The organism is Enterobacter sp. TCD1-1, from assembly GCF_020567405.1.
Taxonomy (GTDB): domain Bacteria; phylum Pseudomonadota; class Gammaproteobacteria; order Enterobacterales; family Enterobacteriaceae; genus Enterobacter; species Enterobacter quasiroggenkampii.
Window position 1 is genome coordinate 1,251,990 of the sequence record NZ_JAJCXF010000001.1, and the last position, 21,660, is coordinate 1,273,649.

Below are 21,660 nucleotides of genomic sequence, written 5' to 3' on the forward strand. Positions count from 1 at the left end.
TTTTGCCTCCTCAGAAAGGGCGAAGGGACTGCTCGGTGTGGCATTTTCCCCTCTCCCCTCTGGGGAGAGGGTCAGGGTGAGGGTCCTATGCTATGATTCATCCAGGACAAAAATAACAACAGAATGAATCACATGAATAAACTCGACGCCTTTATCCAGCACGCGGTCAGCTCCGTTCCCGTCAGCGGGACCTCGCTTATCTCCTCGTTATACGGTGACGCGCTTTCCCATCGCGGCGGTGAGATTTGGCTCGGCAGCCTGGCTGCCTTACTGGAAGGCATGGGGTTTGGCGAACGGTTCGTGCGTACCGCGCTGTTTCGCCTCAACAAAGAGGGCTGGCTGGACGTCTCGCGCATCGGGCGACGCAGCTTTTACCGCCTGAGCGATAAGGGGCTGCGTCTGACGCGTCGCGCGGAGAATAAGATCTACCGCGCGGAACTGCCCGCCTGGGACGGTAAATGGTTATTGCTGCTCTCCGAGGGGCTGGATAAAACCACCCTGGCCGACGTTAAAAAGCAGCTGATCTGGCAGGGGTTTGGCACGCTGGCACCGAGCCTGATGGCTTCGCCGTCACAGCATCTGGCGGACGTGCAGTCCCTGCTTCACGATGCCGGCGTGGCGGAAAACGTGATTTTCTTTGAAGCCCACTCGCCGCTGGCGCTCTCTCGCGCCGCGCTGCGTTCACGCGTAGAAGAGTGCTGGCAGTTAACCGAGCAAAACGCGATGTACGAGTCGTTTATCAGCTCGTTCCGGCCGCTGCTGCCGCTGCTGAAAGAGGCCGCGCCGGAGGAACTGACGCCGGAACGCTGCTTCCAGATCCAGCTGCTGCTGATTCACTTTTATCGTCGCGTGGTGCTGAAGGACCCGCTGCTGCCGGAAGAGTTACTGCCTGCGCACTGGGCAGGACAAAGCGCCCGACAGCTCTGCATTAATATCTATCAGCGTGTCGCGCCGGGGGCGCTGGCGTTTGTCAGCGAGAAGGGCGAAACCTCTGTCGGCGAACTGCCCGTGCCCGGCACGCTCTACTATCAACGCTTTGGTGGTCTTACAAGCGCATAAGGAGGGAAGATGCCTGTTTATCAAATTGACGGCCTGACGCCGGTCGTGCCTGACGAGAGCTATGTTCACCCCACAGCGGTGCTCATTGGCGACGTGATTCTGGGCAAAGGCGTTTACGTCGGTCCCAATGCCAGCCTGCGCGGTGATTTTGGCCGTATCGTGGTGAAAGACGGGGCGAACATTCAGGATAACTGCGTGATGCACGGTTTCCCGGAGCAGGACACGGTGGTGGAAGAGGACGGGCACATCGGCCACAGCGCCATTCTTCACGGCTGCGTGATCCGCCGCAATGCGCTGGTGGGCATGAACGCGGTGGTGATGGACGGGGCGGTCATTGGTGAAAACAGCATCGTCGGCGCGGCGGCGTTCGTGAAGGCCAAAGCGGAGATGCCTGCCAACCATTTGATCATCGGCAGCCCGGCAAAGGCGATCCGTGAGCTGAGCGAGCAGGAGCTGACCTGGAAGCAGCAGGGCACGCGGGAATATCAGGTACTGGTGGAGCGCTGCAAGCTGACGATGCATCAGGTAGAGCCACTGCGCGAGGTTGAGCCTGAACGCAAGAGGCTGACGTTTGACGAGAATTTACGGCCGAAATCGGCGGTGTAGGGGGAGATCCGCTTCGTGCTGGAGCGGACGTTGCCTTAAAGCGATTATCGTTTTAAAAAAAACTGACAAAATGTAAAAGGACAATCACTATGCTCCTGGAGAAGCTTATTGGACTTGAATGTTCTCTACATGGCGAGATGCGAAAAGACAGGGAATGGCTCGAACAGATACTTCATAAAGAATTCAGAGAAATAACGCGTACAGGTGTGTTAGTCACTCGTACTGAGACAATAGAATGCCTTTCTAATGAAGTAAACGCGCCGACTATTCTCAGCAGCGATTTTCAACTCATTAGCGTAAGCGATAATTTCGCAATATTACATTACAGGACGTTTAATCAGGATGGCAGTCGTACTTCTCTTCGTTCTTCATGTTGGGAGCGTTTTGATAATGACCAGTGGAAGCTGGTGTTTCATCAGGGGACACCCGAATCGCAATAGCGTTAGATGTAAAATCGAGACAGGGAACTGCATAACTTAAGCATCAAAGTTAAATTCAAGTATGAATGAGCCATTCAGCGAGTCCAGTAGAATTAATTCCCAGGAGGTAGCATACCAAACAGGTGGAACCATATGAATACGGTAAATATGAGGGGTGTAAACAATTTGGTTGAGTAAATCTAAAAATTCATCTTGCAAAGGCTTTAATTGATCGCACAGTACTTCTGCTCTGCCAAAAAGGAAAAACCAAGTGTTAATACTATCATTGAATTGGTTTTCGTTAATTCCCTCGATTTCGATATGCCAGTAATCAATGACCGTGTTGGGATAGGCTACCGCGATATGATCTTGTACGGATTTTAACAATGAACCAGAATTATTAATGTGGGTGAATGAGTATTCAACTCTTGGGGCGTTAACCCTGTTTAGGCATTCGACGGCACACAGATAGCCGTTAATTTTTTCTACATCAAGCTTTATAAGCTCATCGTTCATTCTGTTGCATTGCATAGCGCAATATACCTATCGACTTATGTTTTTGGTAAAATGTAAGCCTTAAAGAAACTCGTATTATATATTTTTAATGGTGAAATACAATTCAGTCGCTGTTTTAGCCCGCTGTAAATGGCACTAACGGGAAGATGTTACCCCGCCTCGCCATGCTATAAATCCTCCGACACAGACTCATCACGATAAAGGAAGCAGAGTTATGCTGAGAGGAAAACGCGCTGTTATCACGGGTGGCGGCGGGGGATTTGGTCAGGCGCTGTGCGTCTGGCTGGCGCGAGAGGGCGTTGACGTGGATTTTAGTGCCCGTCGGGTCGAGGATATAGAAAAAACCTGCGCCCTCATCGCGGCTGAAGGGGGTGTGGCAAGAGGGTATCTCTGCGATTTAGCCCAGCCGGAATCCGTTTCTCAGTTCTCTTCGCAGGTCTTACATGCAGACAGGCCAATCGATATTTTACTACTGAATGCTGCTCAGTGGCTGTCAGGGACTCTAGACGAACAATCGAGCACAGAAATCGTCAATACCGTCAGTTCAGGCCTGACAGGTTCAATCCTGCTCACCCAGGCGCTGCTTTCAGGATTGCGACGTTCAGACGGCGCAGACATCATTGCGATTATATCCGCATGCGGTATTCCGAACTTTACAGATTCCATTGCCCATCCCGCTTTTTTTGCCAGCAAACATGGAATGAGCGGCTTTATCACCAAACTGTCAAAACAATTGTCCCGGGAAAATATAAGGGTGACCGGCTTGTATCCACCCGATTTTGAACTTACCGGGTTAGACGCGCTTGTCGACGATCGCTCACGAATGGGGGAGCGCTTAATGAATGGACGATCTGTCTGGGAAATGGTGCGTTTTGTGCTCACTCAGCCCCGTAGCTGCCACATTGGTACCGTCTACTTTCAGGGGCCCACTCGCGAAGATCTGGAATGTCAGTCCTGAACCTCGTATTTTTGTATCCACCTCTCGATTTAGCAGAACAGGGACCACACAGATGACGCGCTTTTACGAATTTACCGCTACCAGCCTTGATGGCCGACCGATCTCTATGGCCGGCTATGCGGGTAGGGTGGTTCTGGTTGTTAATACGGCCAGCCAGTGCGGCTTTACGCCCCAGTATGCGGGTCTTGAAGCACTGTTTAAAAAATACGCCGATCAAGGGCTGGTGGTGCTTGGCTTCCCCTGCAACCAGTTCGGTAAGCAGGAACCTGGCGGTGCCGACGACATCTCAAAGACCTGTTACATTAACTACGGCGTCAGCTTTCCCATGTTCGAGAAAGTCGAGGTAAACGGCGCCGCAGCACATCCGATTTTTCGTTATCTGAAAGACGAATTGCCCGGCGTGCTGGGTGGGCGGATTAAGTGGAACTTTACTAAATTTCTGATCGGCCGTGACGGTAAACCCCTCAAGCGCTTTGCACCAATGACTACGCCCGAGAAAATGGAGGGGGCAATTGTTGCGGCACTGGGAAGGTGAGTATTTTTGTCGCTAAAACCATCTATTTGTCGGGGATAGCCGATGTTCTGATGTCCGCTCTGTGCCAGATGCGGACGTGGAGGAGAATGTTATTTTGATGCGAAATATTTGCGTAATATTTTTTCTAATAGCAAGAAAACGACCGTCACCCTTTTTGGAGTAATCAGCTGGTAAGGCCGATATAAATAAAATTGCCATTTCTCCTGTCGCAGTTCTGGCAATGGGGGAACAAGTTGGCCGCTTGCTAAGTACTCCCTACAGATAAAGTCGCTGGACTGTACAACCGTTCTCCCGGCCAATGCAGCCTGAATTTCGGCATATGGATCTGTAGTATAAAACTCAATATGACGAGGGACAAAAGTATTTACTGCGTCACTCATAAATTCAAATGATTTTCCCGTTTCAGGATTAATTAAACCACTAAATGGATAACGCTGTCGAAGATCTTCTAAATCAGTAGGTGCTCCCAGTCGCTCAATAAGTTCAGGGGATGCAACCAAAATATGTTCAACTTGTCCGATATTTTTAATGATAAAGTTTGGATTAGGTTCTCGCCCTACGCGTATACCTATATCGATACGATGCTCAATAGTATCAAGTTTCATCATATCTAAACGCCAGTCGATAAATAACTCAGGATAGGGACGTAGTGCAGTCAATAGTTCATACAAGATTTGTTCATGATTTGGAAATCGAAGTAATGTGATACGAACAATACCCTTCATGTCATTATCATTTTTCCCTGTCTGAAATAGTTTTTCAGAATCTTCAAGCAGTCGCTTCGCTTGGGGTAAAAATAGTTCGCCGAAACTAGTGAGAAAGATCGAACGCGTATTGCGTTTGAATAAAGGTTCACCAAGTTGTTTCTCCAGCTCAGCGACTGTTCGGGTTACTACTGATGGTGAAACCGACAGCTTGATGGCTGCTTCGCGGAAGTTCAAGGTCTCAGAGGCGATGATAAAAAATTTTAGAGCGTCAAGTTTGTCCATGATTATTGTGAAATCTGCAATAATGTATTTTGATAATAGCAATTAATTTGCAACTATTCCAGCCATATAATAGAACAATCAAATAAGTAACCTGTCTTACTTTTTATCAGAGCTCAAAAGAGTAAACTATGTCAATTCAACCAGTAGAGTTAAACAAAGCCTATCGTTTATTACAGGTCGGGCCAACGACGATGATATCGGCTAAAAATGATGGCATTGAAAATGTCATGGCAGCGGCCTGGGTGGGATTAGTAGGCAATAACAAAGTGATGGCTTTTATAGGTCCACAGGCATTTACTCGCGGGCTTGTAGAAAAAAGCGGATATTACGTTGTACAGATCCCAGTAGTAAATCAGATGGAAATGGTTTTATATGCTGGTGGTCACAGTTATTCCGACACACCCGATAAAAATAGTAAAATCCCACTATTTTATCAGAAAGAGTTTGATCTGCCTTTAGTGGAAGGTTGCGCTGGCTGGTTAGTATGTAAGGTCATACCCAATGAAGAAAATGAAAAGCAGCACAACTTGTTCATGGGGGAAATTGTCGGAGCATGGAGTGATGACCGCGTTTTCAAAAATGGGCACTGGATTTTTGATGATGCACCAGATGAATTACGTACTGTCCATTACGTTGCTGGCGGACAGTTTTACGCCATTGGCAAAGGGACAAAATTTAATTATGGGCCGGGAAAAGACTAATCCTTACTTCTGCATAAATGTAGCCATATAACATGGCTACATAGAGGTAGTAGCATAAAAGAACAACCTACTTAAGATGTTTGCTTCTCACTCACAGCGGACCTTTAGCTCAGTTAGCATATCCGCTCAGTGCCAGAAGCGGATGTCGTAAGATTCGTTCGGCTAAAAGAGCAAATTCTTCTGCATCAGAGTGACAGGCCCTGCGGATTCACATTTATCATTACTCTCTGAAAAGTACTTTTATTTTTGCCCGGGGTTACGATAAATATCGGGTCGATTGATTTGCCAGACAAAATCTGGTCGGTTCAATGGGTTATACCCCAGCTTCTGGTATAACCATGGCGCGCTGTCGGTTACCAGCATTATCCGTCGCAGACGTGACAACAATGGATGGGCATGACAGCATTCAATCAGCCAACGTCCAAGACCACTTTTCTGATAATCGTTCAGCACGTAGACGTCACACAAATAACCAAAAGTGGCATAGTCTGTGACCAGACGGGCGAAGCCGATTTGTCTTGTTCCATCCAGGAGCGCGAAACAAAGGCTGTTCTGGATTGATATCCTGACCGTTTCAGCATCAATACCAGGAGCCCAGGACGATTGCGAGAGGTAATCGTGAATGGCTTCCAGCTGAAAAAAGCTGGGATCGGTTGTGACAATAAATTTGTCTTTGGTAAAACGCAGATGCTGATTATTCACCGAACTTCTCCTTTTGGGCTACTTGTGATGAGGCACAGGGCTGTCCTCTATCCGGGGAATGCTCAGGATGCTTTTTCATGTACTGTCATGATAAATACCAGCGGGTTCTCCCCCTGGTTTTCATAGAAATGAGGAACGTCCGTTCTGGCGGTTGCCGAACAGCCAGTATTTACCCGATACACGTGTTCCTGTACGCCGAGTGTGAGCGTGCCTGACTGCACATAAAACAGTTCAAGCGTTCCTTCCGTGTGGCCGGGGGACGCAAACTTTTCCCCCGGCTGCATTTCCCACATCCAGAGCTCGGTCATATCAGGGCCACCCGACCCTGCTAGCAATCTTGCTCTCCCGCCTTTTTCACCTTCCCACAATTCAGGGATCTCATCTTCAGCGATGAGATGCACGGTCGGTTTTGAACTGACATCCACAAAATCAGCCACTGAAACCCCCATTGCGGCAGCCAGGCGGCATAGCAGGGCAATGCTGGGATTCGCCCGGCATCCCTCTATCTCAACCAGCGCTCCCTTGCTGACGCCTGCCCGACGCGAGAGTTCATCAAGGGAGATTTTCTTTTGCTTACGATACAGTTTTATTCGCTGCGATACGGCTTCATTCACGGAACTGGCGATCGAATCTGCATCGGTCATTAAATTGACTTTTTTGGTCATTGGTCATTATCATGGAATAAATTGGTCATTACAGGATTATCACGTGCTAACAGTATCGCCGTCAATTGCCCCTGAAATTTATCGTATTGCTCCCGGTTTTCGGGCACTCAGCATCTGCGTAAAAGCTGCGCCAGTGCTTAATCCCGACACTGGAGAAATGGAGCTGCGTGAAGCCTGTGAAGCCGTTCTTGCCGGTGAACCAGAGTGGGCGGACTCTCATCTGGCGGCATGGGCCGACGTTTTTCAAAAGTTTGGTGCTAAACCTAAACGCACTCCTTGCTCAGCGGATGCGTTACGCAAGCGCGTGTTACGTGACGGAACGATGCCAGCGCTCGATCCTATCGTTGATCTTTATAATGCCGTTAGTCTCCGCTATGCCGTTCCGGTTGGTGGAGAGAATCTCTCTGCCTATCAGGGGGCGCCGCGTCTGACTGTGGCAAAAGGAACAGAGCCTTTTGATACCGTCAAAGAGGGAGAGGCCACCGTTGAGTATCCTTCACAAGGCGAGGTTATCTGGTGTGATGATATCGGCGTGACCTGCCGTCGCTGGAATTGGCGACAGGGGATCAGAACCCGCTTAGGCGTGGAAGCTCAGCAAATGTGGTTTATTCTGGAGAGTCTCCCGCAGATGCCGCTGGATAGACTTCACGAAGCCGGGAAGATGCTGACCGACGGCCTGGAAAAAATGATGCCCGGTCTGTGGTTTGAAGTTGCTCTCATCGAAGAACAACAGCAGTAATACCCTTCAGGAGAAACAGTTATGTTTACCGGTTTGTCGGCGTTTCCATTAACCCCAGTCACTGCCAGCGGCGTGGATGAAAAGAGTTTCAGCCATATTCTTTCCCGTCTTACAGACGCTCGGGTTGATTCTATGGGCATCCTGGGGTCAACCGGAAGCTACGCCTATCTGACCCGGGAGCAGCGCAAGCGCGTAGCAACGCTGGCAAAACAGCATGCAGGGAACATCCCCGTTATGGTGTGTGTGGGAGCGGTCAGTACCGATGCCATTCTGCATCTGGCAGATGATGCACAGGCAGCTGGTGCGAATGCGCTGTTACTCCCGGCGGTCAGTTACCAGCCACTCCGTGACGAAGAAGTCTTCTCACTCTTTGAGACCGTTACCCGGCACGTTTCTGTACCGGTGTGTATCTATGATAATCCGGGCACTACGCATTTTACCTTTACGGATGAACTCCACGGTCGTCTCTCCTCACTTGAGGGGGTTCGCTCGGTCAAGATCCCTGGCGTCCCGGATAGCCCCGCTGCAGCGATTGAGCGGGTGAATGCGTTACGTCAACATTTGCGCCCTGGCGTAACAATCGGTATTAGTGGCGACGCTTATGCGGGGCTGGGATTAAACGCCGGTTGTGAAGTGTGGTATTCCGTGTGTGGCGGTCTGTTCCCTGAGATGGCGAAACAAATCACCGAAGCTGCGGCGGCAAACGATCATCAACGCGTTACAGCCCTGACAACCCGCCTCGAGCCGTTGTGGTCGCTCTTCCGGAAACATGGGGGAAGTATTAGCGTTATTGCCGCTGCTGCTGGTGTGCTTGGGCTTACCGACATGGATTGCCTGCCTCGACCTCTGCAACCATTGTCAACTGGTGATATCGCGGATATTGCCCATGTGATAAGCATGCTGGAGCTGAAGTGATCTCTCCGCATGACGGGGTCTCTACCGGTCCTTTTGAAACCTGGTGGGGGATCAATCGTCAGATGTTTGACACAAGTTCTTTAGGTCCGCTCTTCGCTAAAAGCGGACCATACTTTAAAACTTTATTAGTGACGTGACTCTTCCTCTCCTGAGAGCGTATCTGCATCAGGTGAATAATTCCGGTAAACGCATGCCAGTTTATGCCCGTCAGGATCGCGCAGATAGGCAACATAAAAATCGGGGCCGTAGGCGGTTCGTGTACCGGGCACGCCTTCATCCTTTCCTCCCGCACGGAGGCCCGCTGCATGGAAGCGTCTGACAATTTCCGCGTTATCGGCTCTGAATGCGAACATTGTCCCGTTTCCCGCCGTCGCGGGTTGCTGGTCAAAAGGAGGACAAATGCAGAAGCTAAATTCGTCATCCGGATGATTTTCGTCTCCCCACATTGCCCAGCTATCAGTCCAGGCGGGCAGACGTGAATAGCCCAGCACGTTAAAAATAGCGTCATAAAAGTTCACGGCGCGCTGAAAGTCATTTGTCCCTATCGTGATATAAGCCAGCACCTTATAACATCCTCTATCCACGCAGCCACGGCGTAATCGTTAGTCCGGTCAGCAAGCCTTCCGGGCTGAGCAGGCGAGTAACGGTTTGTCCCCACGGTTCCGTGCGGTTGGCGACTAACAACCGATAGCCTTTTTCACTCAAAACACGGGTAGCGGAATCGAGATCCTGCACCTCGTATTCAATCCATCCCTGCGGTATCGGATGCTCCACGGGCCACTGCGCTTCACCAAAACAGGACGTTGCCGCCTGTGCCAGCGGCCAGATGGCAAAATGCTTCACGCCCGGTAAGCGTCCCTCTTCAGTGAGCAGATAATCGGCATTACCCTCCATCGGCTTCAGCGGCAGTCCGAGAGTCTGGATATAAAACGCGGTGCTGGACGCTGTATCCTGTGAAATGGGCCCGAACCCGGCGACGAACATGACATCAATTCCCGGTAACGTCTGCGACATATCCACTCCTTAATAGCCTGAAATGATGGAATTTAGCGTAGAGCCGTCTGAAATACGACTCTCAATTCTGGTATCGCATTCACCGCGCCTGCACGTTCACGGTGGGTTTGAAAGTGAACGCGATAACGATCAACAGCACGACTCCTGCACTCATCACTAACCAGGCGCTGGTCAGCGAGACCGAACTGTCGCGAACGATCCCTGCAACTAGCGGCATGAGCGCGGCGATCATATATCCTCCTCCCTGAACTTTAGACAGTAACTTCCCGGCCTGCGCGGGCGTTCGCGCATGATCGAACGTGACGATAAGCGACAGCGGGAAGAGGGCGCCGATACCGATGCCAAGAAGCAAGGTTGATAAGACCGGCGTGGTACCTGGAGAGAAGACCAGACACAGTAATCCCGCCAGCAGCAGTAACAGTACAGTTATCAGCGGAACACGGCGGTCGGGGAATTTACCGATCAGCGCGGAGACGGCAAACCCGGCGGCCACCTCGGTTAAGGTCAGCCAGGCCAGCATATAGCCGCTGCTGCGTGCTGACCATCCTGCCTGAATATAGAGCGGGGGCAGCCAGGCTAAGACCAGCGTGTAGGCACCCGTCCCCACGCCAAAAAAGAGCAGAAGGAGGCCAGTCCGGGAGGAAGAGAGCGTAACGGGTTCATGTGCTGTTTGTTCCCCTTGAGGCTGTTTAACCAGGGGTAACCACAGCATCAGCGCCAGCAGCGCGAGCACGCCTGCCATAGCCAGCGCGGGCTTGAGCGAGAGCCATGAAAACAGCGGCTCGGCGCTGGCGGCGGCGACTGCCGCACCGGCCATAATGCCCGTGCTGAATAGCGACATGATCGTGCTGGCCGTTTGCGTATACGCCTTTTTTATCAGGGCAGGCATTAACGCCTGGATCGTGCCGATGCTGGCCCCGCCCAGTAACGCGGTGCCCATCAAACCTGTCAGCGAGGTGCTAAAACCGCGTAATGAACAGGCTACCAGCAGGATGAACAGCCCGAGCATTATTCCCCTGACGGCACCGATCCTGGCTAAAAGCCAGGGGCCACACAGGGCAGCCAGTCCCATCATCGCCACCGGCAGGGTAGTCAGCAGGCTGAATTGCGTCGCGGTCAGCCCCGCTTCGCGCTGCAGCACGGAGAAAAGAGGGCCGACCGAGGCCAGAATGGGGCGCAGGTTCAGCCCGACGATAAAAGCGATAACGGCGAAGAGTAACGGTGATGTACGTTTCAACATGGCATCCTTTTCGGTTGTGAATGGCCCAGGCAAATTGCCGCGAGCATTTATCTTAACGTTAAGATAAAATCTGTTTTTGTGTAAGATGTACCGCACAACTCGATAAATTCCCACGCTATCCGGGGTGAAGATGAAAGACCATGTAGACTTCGTTGTCGGCCAGTGGAGCAGCGCCATGCCCGAGCTGGACGCCTCGTCGATGAAAATTTTTGGCCGAATGCTCAGGCTGATGAAGCACCTGGGAAAAGAACGCGCGCTGGCCATGGCGCCGTTTGGCTTTCGCGAGGGCGAGTTTGACGTCCTCGCCACGCTGCGTCGCGCCGGGGAGCCGTACTGCCTTTCGCCCACGCAGCTGTATACATCCCTGTTGATCACATCAGGGGCGATGACGAACCGGCTCAACCATCTTGAACAACAAGGCCTTATCAGGCGGATTGCCGATCCTGATGACAAGCGCAGCTCGCTCGTCAGCCTGACGCCGCACGGGCAGGCTCGTATCGAACAGGCGCTGCTCGTGCACACGGAAACGCAAAATGCGCTGCTGAGAAACCTCTCTGAGGCGCAGCGCGCGCAGCTTGAGTCTCTGCTCAGAGGGCTGCTGCTGACGTTTCCGGCTGAGGAATGGGGTGAAACGTCACCGAGTGCCGATAATACAAAAACTGCATGATTACACCTGACAAAAAGGGAACGTATGTCTTTACCGCCACTGTATGCACTGCGCGCGTTCGAAGTTGCCGCACGTCTGAACTCCTTTAGCAAAGCGGCTGAAGTCCTGAATATCACGCCGGGGGCGGTCAGCAGGCATGTGCGGACGCTTGAGATGTGGTTTGACTGCGAGCTGTTTAAGCGGCAGGGTCCGAGAGTGGAGGTCAGCGACGCCGGGCGCATTCTGGCCGGGCAGCTTAGCGAAAGCTTCTCGACTATTGAGTGGGCCTGTCGCGCATTCAAAAGTGAAAACCACCTTCTGCGCCTCAAAGCCCCCAGCACCCTGACGATGCGATGGCTCCTCAATGTGCTTAAATCCTTTCGCGAGAACCACGCGAAGCCGAAAATCGAAATCGCCAGCGTCTGGATGGACTTCGACACCGTTGACTTCAGCCGCGAGCCCTACGATTGTGCGATCCTCCTCGGGAACGGCTATTTTGGCGAGTCAACGGAGAGCCGACTGCTGTTCAGCGAATGGCTTATTCCGGTTTGTACGCCGTCTTTGCTGGAGCCTGCCCGGCATCAGCTTCCAGAATGCGATCTTATTCATCCGTCACCGGACAGACGGGACTGGAAGCGCTGGCTGAAAAGGACGAGCCTATTCCCCGGCCTCGACATGAGCGGTGGGATCGTGTTCGACACCCTGGAGCAGGCAAGCCTTGCGGCCATGCACGGACACGGCGTGGCGATGGCCGATCTCAGGCTCACGCTCGACGCGTTGAAAAGCAGCCTGCTCGCGCTGCCCTTCAGGGAGGCGATAGCAACAGGAGACGGTTACTACCTTGTCTGGCCGAAAAATTCGCTCAGAGGACAGAGTATTGAACGGTTGCTGACCTGGCTTCACCTTAATGCACCAGTGATGCCCTCTTTGGATATTGTCTGTCTTGATTTCAATGAAAAGCGGATTTAATAAATAGCGGAATATTAACAGGGAGATATTCCGCATCGTGAACGTATTTATGCGTAGGGAATATTCGCCATCTTTTTATATCTTTCCGGCAGGGCGCTGTTCAGGTTGAGTAATTTATCCAGTATATAAAGCGCAGGCGTTCCCTTTGCGCGTTCAGCTTCGATCAGCGCAGAACGTAACAGATTGGTAGCCGATGTCATTTCACGGAAGTACTCCTCAGATTCAGGCGTCTGAACTTCGCCTGAAGCGGCGTAGCGCACCCGGGGCCAGTCCGCGAAGTCCAGAACCGGAAGGATCCCGTCGTCTTTGGGTAAATGCGCAGAGAGTAACTCGTCGGCGTTACGCGGATTGCTCTGGGCAAAAGAGAGCAGATGCAGGCGATGAATAAAGGGCGAAAGCACCTCACCGCTATCGTTTTCTGACGAAAGTAACGTTATTAACGCATGAATATTTTCACCCGCGATGTTTTTTTCAGGTGAGATCATTTTCATTAGATGAAATAAAACATCGAGTGTCATACGTACTCCATAGACTTGCAGGTGTATTTATTATTTGAGTTTCGCTCTCTGTTCCAGGTCAGGAAGAGATTGGGAATGAAGGGATGGTATTTCAATGCGATCAGGTTTGAAAAACGAGAAATAGTGGGATTCAATGTGAGTTTTACTCAACATAGGTCTCATTATTCAATGAAATTCTCCAGATGTGATGATTAACTTACAATGAGCAGCAGAATATCTATCCGACAAGCGTCTACAGAGGCGAGCAAACATGAGATTAGAGAGTGCGTCAGTTTTAGAAGAACTCCGGACCAGGCTAAGACCCGCATCGGTCGCGCAGGTCGGTGGGTTTCGGCCGCCTGAAGATCCCATTACGTCATGGTTTCTGAAGGGCGTTTCTCGCGTAGATGAAGGATTACCCACCTGGAAGGGCAAACCAATGTTTCCACTTCTTCAGATCAGGATCGACGAGCTTCCTGTTATTCCTGACCAGTTGAAGGGCATAGCCCTTCTGGTGTTGTTTCACAATTTGGAACAACATCCCTTTGACGAACCGCACGGTGAAGGATGGTTAATTCGCGAGTATGCCAGCCTTGAAGGGCTTCAGTTATTGCCTGAATTGGACACACCGTATCGGCCGTTTCCAGTTCAATGGCTGAGTGTCATTGACGATGCTCCTGGATGGGAAGATGCCTGGGATATTATTGATCTCTCTTGCGTAAATGATGATGAGCAGGCCAATGATAGTTTTTTTGAAGATTTCAACCGCTACAGGGGAACCAAGGTAGGGGGATTTCCGACTGAGATACAACACGGTGTGGGAATCGAAGAGTTTGTTTTTCAGGTTGGGTCAGAAGAAAAAGTAAACTGGATGTGGGCGGATAACGGTATCGGTTACTTTCACCGGTCATCAGAAGGGGAATGGCGGTTTTCATGTCAGTTCTACTGATGAGCTTCCTGTCGGGGGATTGACCACTCGCCCGGCAGCGATTTGTTTCACAAATCCCATCGCTCCTCGACCGTTCAGGATGGTATAACGTCTTGCGGCAATCGGGTTGCCGTAGACAGCCCAAATTCCTAAAGGTGTATATGAAACAGATTACTTACAGTGACCTGCAGCAGCAAAGCGAGCAGGCCGCAAATTCTCCTCGCTTACGCGCTCATCGTAATTTACACCCTGACCTGAGCGACCCGGTGCAGCGTCTGGCCATTGCAATGGAACCCGGTACCTATGTTCGCCCCCATCGCCATCCTCACACCTTTGAACTGCTGACGGCGCTGAGCGGTCGCTTTCTGGTGCTGAATTTTGACGACAGCGGAAACGTGACCCGGCGCGTGGTGTTAGGCGAAGAGTGTAAAGTCCTGGAGATGGATGCCGGAACCTGGCATGCCGTGCTGTCGCTGGATAAAGGCGGCGTCATTTTTGAGGTTAAACACGGGGGGTACCAGCCCGTGCCCGAGCATGATACCGCCCCATGGTCACCGGCAGAAAACGAGCCTGGCACCGAGAAGCTGATGCAATGGTACGCTCAGGCACAGGTGGGTGACGGTGGTTTTACCCTGTAATTATTCTCTTATGTGCCCGGCGCGCGGAAAGGCGAGCCGGGTAAAGAGATAAGCGATCACCTGAGTCAACTCACCGTACTAAAAAGCCAGTCACGAGCAGTCGACAGCGTCACAAACGGGCCTGCCAGTGTGTTGTTGTGATGGGCAATAATGTCGCTGGCGGATAAATAGTCATTATCCATTGTGGTATGCGCATCTGAAATTAATACCGTCCTGAAACCCAGCTCCGGTGCGGCCCGGCAGGTCGTATCGACGCAAAACTCTGTTTTCATCCCGGCAATGACCAGCTGTTTAATACCTCGCTGATTAAGTTCTCGCAGCAATACCGTATCCCGAAAACAGCTGGGATAGCGCTTGGTGAAAACAACGTCCTGCTCCTTCACGTCCAGTTCAGGTATCAGCTGGGTTAACGGCCCCTTTTCTGAGAAGGGGGAGTCGTCCGGCCCAATATGGCGGGCAAAAAAGACGGGCACCTGCGCGTCTCGGGCGTTGGCGATTAACAAGCGGATATTGGCCAGAACGGCATCGGCGGAGCGAGGGGAAACCGGGCCCCGAAAGAGGCCCTGCTGCATGTCGATAATCAAGAGAGCATTGTCAGATGAAACCATTTTCTTTCTCCATTCAGAGGGTGGTGAACGGAGAGAGATTTCCCCGTCCATGTCGGCGGGGATTGAGGTTCTGTTTGTCAGTCGTTCACTACAGATACGCTCTCACCGCCGAAGGGTCCGGTGGTGGTGAGGGTGGTTGTTGGCTGAACTGACGTAAACATATTATGACCTTCGCTGATATATCTTTTAAGTCATATCCGGGCGAGCCGTTAAACTTTAAAAATTTGCTGCCGATAGTTCTTTTCAATACCATCAATATGCATGTAAAGATGAACAAAATCATATCAGCATATTTGGTAGTTGCGTATTTGTCGGCTCGACTTATTGCACAATCCAACAGTGCGAGAGACTGGATAAAAACCGTTGTGTTTCGATAAAAAATCACAAAAAGGATGTGCGTATGTTGAAAAGATTAGTCGCGGGGCAGATGAGCTTACCGATGACTTTCTGGGGATGGGGAATTTGCGGTAATTTTCTACTGGGTCTCATTGGGCTTGCTGGAGTGCAGACCGGTCACCCGGCCATGATGCCGCTTTCCTATATACTTAAAGCCATTCTGTTCAGTGCTGTACTTTCCGGCATAACTTTCATTCTGCGTCGAAAAATCACGGTATTGGGTGGGATCGCTTTTTTTATTATTTTGATTCAGGTGATTATGAGTGTAGTGATGACGATTGGCCTTTTCTCGTTATTTTTTGAATAATCAAGAAAGAGAGTTCCGGTTTGCCAGCAGGATCCCTGACGGTTAGTAACATCGAGAACTCGTGCCTCCTTTTGGCGAAGGAGGCACGCCGTTGCTGGCTGGATAGCCGATATTATTTTAGGTTGCCGATCTTGCTCAGGAATTCTTCTACCTGCTCAGGCGTCGCCGTATCTGCCTGGTAAAGGATCTCGAGCTTAACGTTCTTCAACCCGCAGAAACCAAATACCCCTTCGATTATCTGCGTCTGAATCGCCGTCGAATAGCCGTGTTTATCAAACCCGGTGAGATCGCTATCACCAGTGGCAATCAGGCGAACGGGAACATCCCGTAAGTTGCCCACAATCCGGCCGTCGTCGGCCACCTTATACGCCCAGTTCAGGGTCAATACGCGGTCGAACCAGCCTTTCAACAGCGCGGGAACCGACCACCAGTACACCGGGAAGACAAACACCAGCATATCCGCACGCTCGACGCGCTGCTGCTCGCGCAGAATATCGTCGGGGAGGGCGCTCGGATCCCCGTGATACAAATCGAGATCGGCGCGGGTCATCGCCGGATTAAACCCTTCAGCATGAAGATCGGCCATCTCAACCTGCATACCTTCCTCGCGTAATTTTCCGGCAATGCGGGCGGCCAGTGAATGGGACAAGGACGTGTCGACAGGGTGAGCCGTCACGATCAGCGCGTTACTCATGGCATTTGTAGCAGACATAGCAACCTCAAAATGGGGGGAGAAGAGATGCCTATGTTACTATTGGTAACTTAAGTGTCAATCCACCCCCGGCGATCATTTTGTGCTATTCGCGTAGGTCGCAAGCACGCCGGTCATGGCGCCGCTGAGCGTATCTTCTGCCACATTTCGGGCGAGCACGCCGTTGCCCGCCGCGGTGCTGAGCGCCTCCGCCGCGCCAATGATGGCCGTCAGTACCGCTTCCCCCTGAACGCCTTTTAAGACGATAAAAGGCGAAAGCGCGGTGCGCAGGCAGTCGGCACATTCGGCCACGCATGCTTCCCGGAACGTCTGCAGCGCGCGAGAACCGGACAGCGCCGCGGCGATTGGCCCGGTTTCAGGCCCGGCGGCAATGGCACAGTCGATATAGGCCGCGCTGAAAAAGCGGATCGTCTTCTCCAGCGTTTTGCTGTCAACCGCCAGCGTCTCGCGGAATTTCGCCAGTTGCCGATCGCTATAGTCCTGATACAGCGCCATCAGCAGCCCTTCGCGATCGCCAAAGTGGTCGTAGGGGATGGGCTTGGTCACGTTGGCCCGTTCTGCCAGATAGCCAAGGGTCAACGCCTCGGTGCCTTGCTGACGCACGATTCCACGCGCAACCTCCAGCAGCTGCACGCGGCGGTCCTCTTTTCTTAAGCGCTTAACAACCATGCTTTCCTCAGATTGGTTATCTACTAATGGTAGTTTACACGTTTTCCGTGCCGTGCTGAACGCGTTGTTCAACCGGGCGGATCCGGAACCAGATCGCATACATCGCGGGCAGGAAGACGAGGGTAATGATCGTCCCGCCCAGCGTTCCGCCGATCAGCGTCCAGGCCAGCGTGCCCCAGAACACCGAATGCGTCAGGGGAATGAACGCCAGCACGGCCGCCATGGCGGTGAGTAAGACCGGTCGCGCTCGCTGGACCGTCGCCTCGACCACCGCCTGGAATGGATCGAGGCCGTCCTTCTGGTTATGATCGATTTGACCGATCAGAATCAGCGTATTGCGCATCAGAATGCCGGAGAGGGCGATCAAACCGACCAGCGCGTTGATGCCAAACGGCTGATTAAATATCAGCAGGGTCGGCACGACGCCAATCAACCCCAGCGGCGCGGTTAAGAACACCATGACCATCGCGGAGAGTGAGCGCACCTGCAAAATGATGATCAGCAGCGTCAGGGCAATCATGATCGGGAACAGCGGTAACATGGCCTGCGTGGCTTTACCCGATTCCTCAATCGAACCCGCCATGTCGATACGGTAGCCGGCCGGTAGCGCATCGGCGATCGGCTGAAGCTCTTTCATGATGGCGACCGACACGTCCGGCGGCTGAAGATTGTCGGCGATATCGCCCCGTACGGTAATCGTGGGGGTGCGATCGCGGCGGCGCAGGATCGGGTCTTCCATGCCGATCTCAATCCTGCCGATTTGAGACAGCGGCACGCGCTGTCCCGCATTGCCGACCAGGGTAAAGCCTTCGATTTTTGCCGGGTCAAGGCGGATATCACCCGCCGCGCGGGCAACGACGTCTACCGATCGAATATCTTCCCGCACGGAGGTGACAGGCACGCCTGATAACAGGAACTGAAGCTGCTCGGCAACGGCGCTGGAGGTTAAGCCGGTCGCCTGCAGGCGGTTCTGATCGAGAGTAAAATGCAATACTGGAACGCGTGACCCCCAATCGGTGTTGACGGTTCGCATCATCGGGCTTGCCTGAAGCACGGCTTTCACCCGTTCAGCGATGTCCTGTACCTGTTTGACGTCCGGCCCCGACACGCGCCAGGCAACCGGGAAGGGCGAATAGGGGCCAAACACCAGCTGTGTCACCCGCACGCGGGCTTCAGGTGCAAGACCGCTGGCGACGGCCTCCCTGAGCCTGAACTTAAGCGCCTCGCGTGACGTCTCGCTGTCCGTCAGGATCACGATTTTCGCAAAAGAGGGGTCGGGCAGCTCCGGAGCCATTGCCAGATAGAAACGGGGCGAGCCCTGACCAATATAGGCCGTGACGATTTTGGCTTCCGGCTGCTGGCCCAGCCACGTTTCTATTTTTGCGGTTGCGGCGCTGGTTTGCGCAATCGAGGTGCCATAAGGCATCTGTACTTCAACCAGCACTTCCGGGCGATCGGAGGTAGGGAAGAACTGTTTTTTTACCAGCCCCATGCCGAGAACGGCCAGAATGAAAATGGCGACCACGGACCCGGCCACGCGCCATTTTCTGGCGATAACGCGGCCAAGCAGCTGGCGAAAACGGTTATAGCGGGGGGTGTTATAGATGGCGGCATGGCCGCCTTCCACTTTGGGGATCGCCGGCAGGATCTTCACCCCAAGATACGGTGTAAACACCACCGCCACAAACCATGAGGCAATCAGGGCGAGGCCGACAATCCAGAACATATTGCTGGTGTATTCCCCGGCGGTCGACTGGGCAAACCCATTCGGCATAAAGCCAATGGCCGTCACCAGGGTACCGGCCAGCATCGGCGCGGCGGTGTGGCTCCAGGCGTAGGCCGAGGCTTTGACTCTGTCGTAACCTTCCTCCATCTTCACCACCATCATTTCGATGGCGATAATGGCATCGTCAACCAGCAGACCGAGGGCGAGGATCAGGGAGCCCAGCGTGACGCGGTCAAAGTTTATTCCCGCGGCTTCCATCACCACGAAGACGACCGCCAGCGTCAGCGGTACCGCCGCGGCAACTACCACCCCCACGCGCCAGCCCATGCTGACAAAACAGACCACCATGACCACAAGCAGGGCGACGAAGAATTTGATCATAAACTCATCGACAGACGAGCGGATATTCACGGACTGGTCGGTGACTTTGGTCAGGGTCATGCCAAGCGGCAGGCTATCGTTGATTTTCGCCGTTTCCGCATCCAGCGCTTTACCCAGCGCCAGGCCGTTCCAGCCCTCACGCATGACAATGCCCAGCAGCAGGGCGGGTTCATGCTGATTGCGTATCAGCATCGTCGGGGGATCTTCGTAGCCTCGTTCAACCGTTGCCACATCAGACAGCGTGAGCGTTTTGCCCTTGGCGACTAAAGGCGTATCGCGGATTTTCTGCAGTTCATCGAACGCGCCATCCAGGCGGATAAAAATCTGCGCGCCCCGGGTCTCAATGGCGCCCGCCGCGGCCAGGGCGTTCTGGCTATTGAGGGCATTGAAAATATCCTGCGGTGAGAGGCCCAATGTGGCCAGACGGTCATGGGAGAAGGCGATATAAATCCGCTCGGCCTGTTCGCCGATAATGTTCACTTTTTTCACCCCGGGAACGTGCAGAAGCTGCTGGCGCAGGCCTTCGGCATCGCGTACCAGCTGCCGCTGCGGTTCGCCTTTTGCTTTCAGGGCAAAGAGGGCAAAGGTGACATCCGAGAATTCATCATTGATCATCGGGCCAATGACGCCCGCCGGAAGACGCAGGGATTCATCACCAAGCTTCTTACGCGCCTGATAGAACTCCTCCTGCACTTCAGAAGGCGGGGTTTTGTCCTGCAGTGACAAGGTGATATACGCCATGCCGGGGCGGGTGTAGGTTTCCGTACGGTCATACCACTTGAGTTCCTGCAGGCGCTTTTCCAGCGGTTCGGCCACCTGATCCTGGATCTCCTGCGCGGTTGCGCCCGGCCAGACGGCGATCGCCGTCATCTGCTTCACGGTGAAGGGCGGATCTTCCGCGCGTCCCAGTCCAAAAAAAGCGTAAATACCGGCAATCGTCACCAGAACGATCAGAAAGAGCGTGACGGAACGCTCGCGGACGGCCAGCGCTGACAGGTTGAAGCGGCTTCCGCTCATGGTGCATTCTCCGCCGGAGCGGCATGGCGCTGTTCTGCCAGCCTGACAACTTCACCTTCGTGCAGAAGATGGGCGCCTAACGCAACGATCTTCTCCCCGGGCTTCACGCCACCCGTGACCTGGACCGCATCTTCGCCCACGCTCAGCACCTTAACCGGTGTCCATGTGACCTTTTTTGGCTGGGCGGAAATGCGCCAGACGCCGGGCCCTTTACCCGCATCGTAGAGTGAGGCCAGCGGGACCTGCATCGCCTGACCTTCCGTTTTCGCGTCTTCAATGCTGAGCGTGACGGTCGCCCCCAGCGGCGCGTTCGCCAGCTGACCATCCAGCACGTAGCGGGCTTCATACGTGCGGGTTGCGGCATCTGCGGAGTTAGACAGCAGGCGCAACGTCGCGGTGACCGGGTGTTGTTCACTGCCATAAAGCGTGGCCTGCGCTTCGCTGCCGACGGCAGGGCGCAGCGTCTCCGGAAGCTGGACAAGCGCTTCGCGCTGTCCCGCTCTGGCAAGGCGGATGACGACCTGTCCGGCACTAACGACCTGACCGGGTTCGGCGAGCGTCTCCATCACCACGCCGTCTGAATCCGCCAGCAATACGGCATAGCCCGTGGCGTTTTGCGCCACGTTGGCCTGCGCGCGGGCAGCGCTGAGATCCGCCCGGGCCGTATCGGCCGCCGCTTTAATCTGATCGTACTCCGAGGCGGACACCGCGCCGGACGCCACCAGGCCGCGATAACGCGACTCGTCGCTGGTGGCTTTTCTCGCCCGCGCCTGGGCAGCATCCACCGCGCGCTGCTGCGCCTGGGCCTGTAATTTCAGGTCAACAGGATCGAGACGCAGCAAAGGCTGTCCCTGTCTGACGGTCTGCCCGGTATCCACCAGGCGTTCGAGGATTTTTCCCTGAACCCTGAAGCCCAGGTCGCTTTGCGTTCTTGCCACCACCACGCCCGTGAAGGCGCGGGCGGCAGGGTTCGCCATCTCGACGGAGGCGGATCTGACAAGCGGTGGCTTAGTGCGCGGATCGTCACTCGCGGAATTATCGCCGCACGCCACCAGGGCAAACGGCAGAAGACATACGGCAACGCGGGCTGAAGTGAGCCTGAGCATGG

At 53.4% G+C, this 21,660-nt stretch carries 26 protein-coding genes; 13 read left to right on the forward strand and 13 right to left on the reverse strand.

From position 1 onward, the window contains the following. Positions 1-123: 123 nt before the first annotated feature. The 3 genes from paaX (at position 124) to LJA86_RS06075 (ending at position 2,105) form a co-directional block, all read left to right on the forward strand. Positions 124-1,059: a phenylacetic acid degradation operon negative regulatory protein PaaX gene (paaX, locus tag LJA86_RS06065; RefSeq protein WP_028016008.1), complete on the forward strand. Its 936-nt coding sequence runs from the start codon at positions 124-126 to the stop codon at positions 1,057-1,059. Positions 1,060-1,068: 9 nt separating this feature from the next. Then, on the forward strand, positions 1,069-1,665 hold the full coding sequence (gene paaY, locus LJA86_RS06070; protein WP_229225801.1) for a phenylacetic acid degradation protein PaaY: 597 nt from the start codon (positions 1,069-1,071) through the stop codon (positions 1,663-1,665). A 137-nt stretch (positions 1,666-1,802) separates the two neighbouring features. Continuing rightward, on the forward strand, positions 1,803-2,105 hold the full coding sequence (locus LJA86_RS06075) for a DUF4440 domain-containing protein (protein ID WP_406915244.1): 303 nt from the start codon (positions 1,803-1,805) through the stop codon (positions 2,103-2,105). Positions 2,106-2,141: 36 nt separating this feature from the next. Here LJA86_RS06075 and LJA86_RS06080 read toward each other — a convergent pair whose 3' ends face one another. Further along, positions 2,142-2,600, reverse strand: a complete 459-nt coding sequence (locus tag LJA86_RS06080) for a hypothetical protein (RefSeq protein WP_229225802.1) — start codon at positions 2,598-2,600, stop codon at positions 2,142-2,144. Positions 2,601-2,814: 214 nt separating this feature from the next. Here LJA86_RS06080 and LJA86_RS06085 point away from each other — a divergent pair, with 214 nt between their 5' ends. Together LJA86_RS06085 and LJA86_RS06090 are read left to right on the forward strand one after the other, a co-directional pair. Beyond that, a complete protein-coding gene (locus LJA86_RS06085) occupies positions 2,815-3,558 on the forward strand; it encodes an SDR family oxidoreductase (protein WP_229225803.1) in 744 nt (247 codons plus the stop codon). Between the two features lie 52 nt (positions 3,559-3,610). Continuing rightward, positions 3,611-4,093: a glutathione peroxidase gene (locus LJA86_RS06090; RefSeq protein ID WP_229225804.1), complete on the forward strand. Its 483-nt coding sequence runs from the start codon at positions 3,611-3,613 to the stop codon at positions 4,091-4,093. A gap of 89 nt (positions 4,094-4,182) precedes the next feature. Here the strand turns inward: LJA86_RS06090 and LJA86_RS06095 are convergent, their stop codons facing one another. After that, on the reverse strand, positions 4,183-5,082 hold the full coding sequence (locus LJA86_RS06095; RefSeq protein WP_229225805.1) for a LysR family transcriptional regulator: 900 nt from the start codon (positions 5,080-5,082) through the stop codon (positions 4,183-4,185). Between the two features lie 128 nt (positions 5,083-5,210). Between LJA86_RS06095 and LJA86_RS06100 the strand changes: the two genes are divergently transcribed. Further along, positions 5,211-5,783, forward strand: coding sequence for a flavin reductase family protein (locus LJA86_RS06100; RefSeq protein ID WP_021241342.1), 573 nt, complete (start codon positions 5,211-5,213; stop codon positions 5,781-5,783). 240 nt (positions 5,784-6,023) lie between these two features. On the opposite strand, the gene LJA86_RS06105 is transcribed toward LJA86_RS06100, so the two are convergent. Together LJA86_RS06105 and LJA86_RS06110 are read right to left on the reverse strand one after the other, a co-directional pair. Then, positions 6,024-6,485: a GNAT family N-acetyltransferase gene (locus LJA86_RS06105; protein ID WP_008502363.1), complete on the reverse strand. Its 462-nt coding sequence runs from the start codon at positions 6,483-6,485 to the stop codon at positions 6,024-6,026. Positions 6,486-6,547: 62 nt separating this feature from the next. Further along, complete coding sequence (locus LJA86_RS06110; protein ID WP_229225806.1) at positions 6,548-7,150, reverse strand: helix-turn-helix domain-containing protein; 603 nt, start codon at positions 7,148-7,150, stop codon at positions 6,548-6,550. A 43-nt stretch (positions 7,151-7,193) separates the two neighbouring features. On the opposite strand from LJA86_RS06110, the gene LJA86_RS06115 reads away from it, so the two are divergent. After that, entirely contained in the window at positions 7,194-7,889 is a 696-nt protein-coding gene (locus tag LJA86_RS06115; RefSeq protein WP_229225807.1) for a B3/4 domain-containing protein, read from the forward strand. Between the two features lie 21 nt (positions 7,890-7,910). After that, on the forward strand, positions 7,911-8,804 hold the full coding sequence (locus LJA86_RS06120) for a dihydrodipicolinate synthase family protein (RefSeq protein ID WP_229225808.1): 894 nt from the start codon (positions 7,911-7,913) through the stop codon (positions 8,802-8,804). 125 nt (positions 8,805-8,929) lie between these two features. On the opposite strand, the gene LJA86_RS06125 is transcribed toward LJA86_RS06120, so the two are convergent. The 3 genes from LJA86_RS06125 to LJA86_RS06135 all read right to left on the reverse strand — a co-directional run bounded on the left by LJA86_RS06125 (position 8,930) and on the right by LJA86_RS06135 (position 11,058). Further along, positions 8,930-9,367, reverse strand: a complete 438-nt coding sequence (locus LJA86_RS06125) for a VOC family protein (RefSeq protein WP_048030628.1) — start codon at positions 9,365-9,367, stop codon at positions 8,930-8,932. Positions 9,368-9,380: 13 nt separating this feature from the next. Further along, positions 9,381-9,818 (reverse strand): VOC family protein, encoded by a 438-nt coding sequence (locus LJA86_RS06130; protein WP_229225809.1) that lies wholly within the window; start codon positions 9,816-9,818, stop codon positions 9,381-9,383. A 79-nt stretch (positions 9,819-9,897) separates the two neighbouring features. Then, on the reverse strand, positions 9,898-11,058 hold the full coding sequence (locus LJA86_RS06135; RefSeq protein WP_045910445.1) for an MFS transporter: 1,161 nt from the start codon (positions 11,056-11,058) through the stop codon (positions 9,898-9,900). 130 nt (positions 11,059-11,188) lie between these two features. Between LJA86_RS06135 and LJA86_RS06140 the strand changes: the two genes are divergently transcribed. Next, positions 11,189-11,725, forward strand: a complete 537-nt coding sequence (locus LJA86_RS06140; RefSeq protein WP_048223035.1) for a MarR family winged helix-turn-helix transcriptional regulator — start codon at positions 11,189-11,191, stop codon at positions 11,723-11,725. Between the two features lie 24 nt (positions 11,726-11,749). Then, entirely contained in the window at positions 11,750-12,673 is a 924-nt protein-coding gene (locus LJA86_RS06145; RefSeq protein ID WP_229225810.1) for a LysR substrate-binding domain-containing protein, read from the forward strand. Positions 12,674-12,720: 47 nt separating this feature from the next. On the opposite strand, the gene LJA86_RS06150 is transcribed toward LJA86_RS06145, so the two are convergent. After that, positions 12,721-13,191 carry a hypothetical protein gene (locus LJA86_RS06150; protein WP_063621551.1) on the reverse strand — a complete coding sequence of 157 codons (471 nt, stop codon included), beginning with the start codon at positions 13,189-13,191 and terminating at the stop codon, positions 12,721-12,723. A 250-nt stretch (positions 13,192-13,441) separates the two neighbouring features. On the opposite strand from LJA86_RS06150, the gene LJA86_RS06155 reads away from it, so the two are divergent. Then, positions 13,442-14,119 carry a DUF1963 domain-containing protein gene (locus LJA86_RS06155; RefSeq protein WP_229225811.1) on the forward strand — a complete coding sequence of 226 codons (678 nt, stop codon included), beginning with the start codon at positions 13,442-13,444 and terminating at the stop codon, positions 14,117-14,119. Positions 14,120-14,259: 140 nt separating this feature from the next. Continuing rightward, entirely contained in the window at positions 14,260-14,736 is a 477-nt protein-coding gene (locus tag LJA86_RS06160; protein WP_229225812.1) for a WbuC family cupin fold metalloprotein, read from the forward strand. A 65-nt stretch (positions 14,737-14,801) separates the two neighbouring features. Here the strand turns inward: LJA86_RS06160 and LJA86_RS06165 are convergent, their stop codons facing one another. Beyond that, positions 14,802-15,344 (reverse strand): cysteine hydrolase family protein, encoded by a 543-nt coding sequence (locus tag LJA86_RS06165; protein ID WP_055322036.1) that lies wholly within the window; start codon positions 15,342-15,344, stop codon positions 14,802-14,804. Positions 15,345-15,744: 400 nt separating this feature from the next. Here LJA86_RS06165 and LJA86_RS06170 point away from each other — a divergent pair, with 400 nt between their 5' ends. Continuing rightward, positions 15,745-16,047 carry a hypothetical protein gene (locus LJA86_RS06170; protein WP_048030616.1) on the forward strand — a complete coding sequence of 101 codons (303 nt, stop codon included), beginning with the start codon at positions 15,745-15,747 and terminating at the stop codon, positions 16,045-16,047. 112 nt (positions 16,048-16,159) lie between these two features. Here LJA86_RS06170 and LJA86_RS06175 read toward each other — a convergent pair whose 3' ends face one another. The 4 genes from LJA86_RS06175 to LJA86_RS06190 form a co-directional block, all read right to left on the reverse strand. After that, the gene (locus tag LJA86_RS06175) at positions 16,160-16,759 is read right to left on the reverse strand and encodes an NAD(P)H-dependent oxidoreductase (RefSeq protein ID WP_229225813.1); all 600 of its coding nucleotides are present in this window, start codon (positions 16,757-16,759) and stop codon (positions 16,160-16,162) included. 75 nt (positions 16,760-16,834) lie between these two features. Then, positions 16,835-17,428 (reverse strand): TetR/AcrR family transcriptional regulator, encoded by a 594-nt coding sequence (locus tag LJA86_RS06180; protein ID WP_045910453.1) that lies wholly within the window; start codon positions 17,426-17,428, stop codon positions 16,835-16,837. Between the two features lie 34 nt (positions 17,429-17,462). Beyond that, positions 17,463-20,552 (reverse strand): efflux RND transporter permease subunit, encoded by a 3,090-nt coding sequence (locus tag LJA86_RS06185; RefSeq protein WP_229225814.1) that lies wholly within the window; start codon positions 20,550-20,552, stop codon positions 17,463-17,465. Further along, entirely contained in the window at positions 20,549-21,658 is a 1,110-nt protein-coding gene (locus LJA86_RS06190) for an efflux RND transporter periplasmic adaptor subunit (RefSeq protein WP_229225815.1), read from the reverse strand. The genes LJA86_RS06185 and LJA86_RS06190 overlap by 4 nt, the downstream gene beginning before the upstream one ends. Positions 21,659-21,660 lie beyond the last annotated feature (2 nt).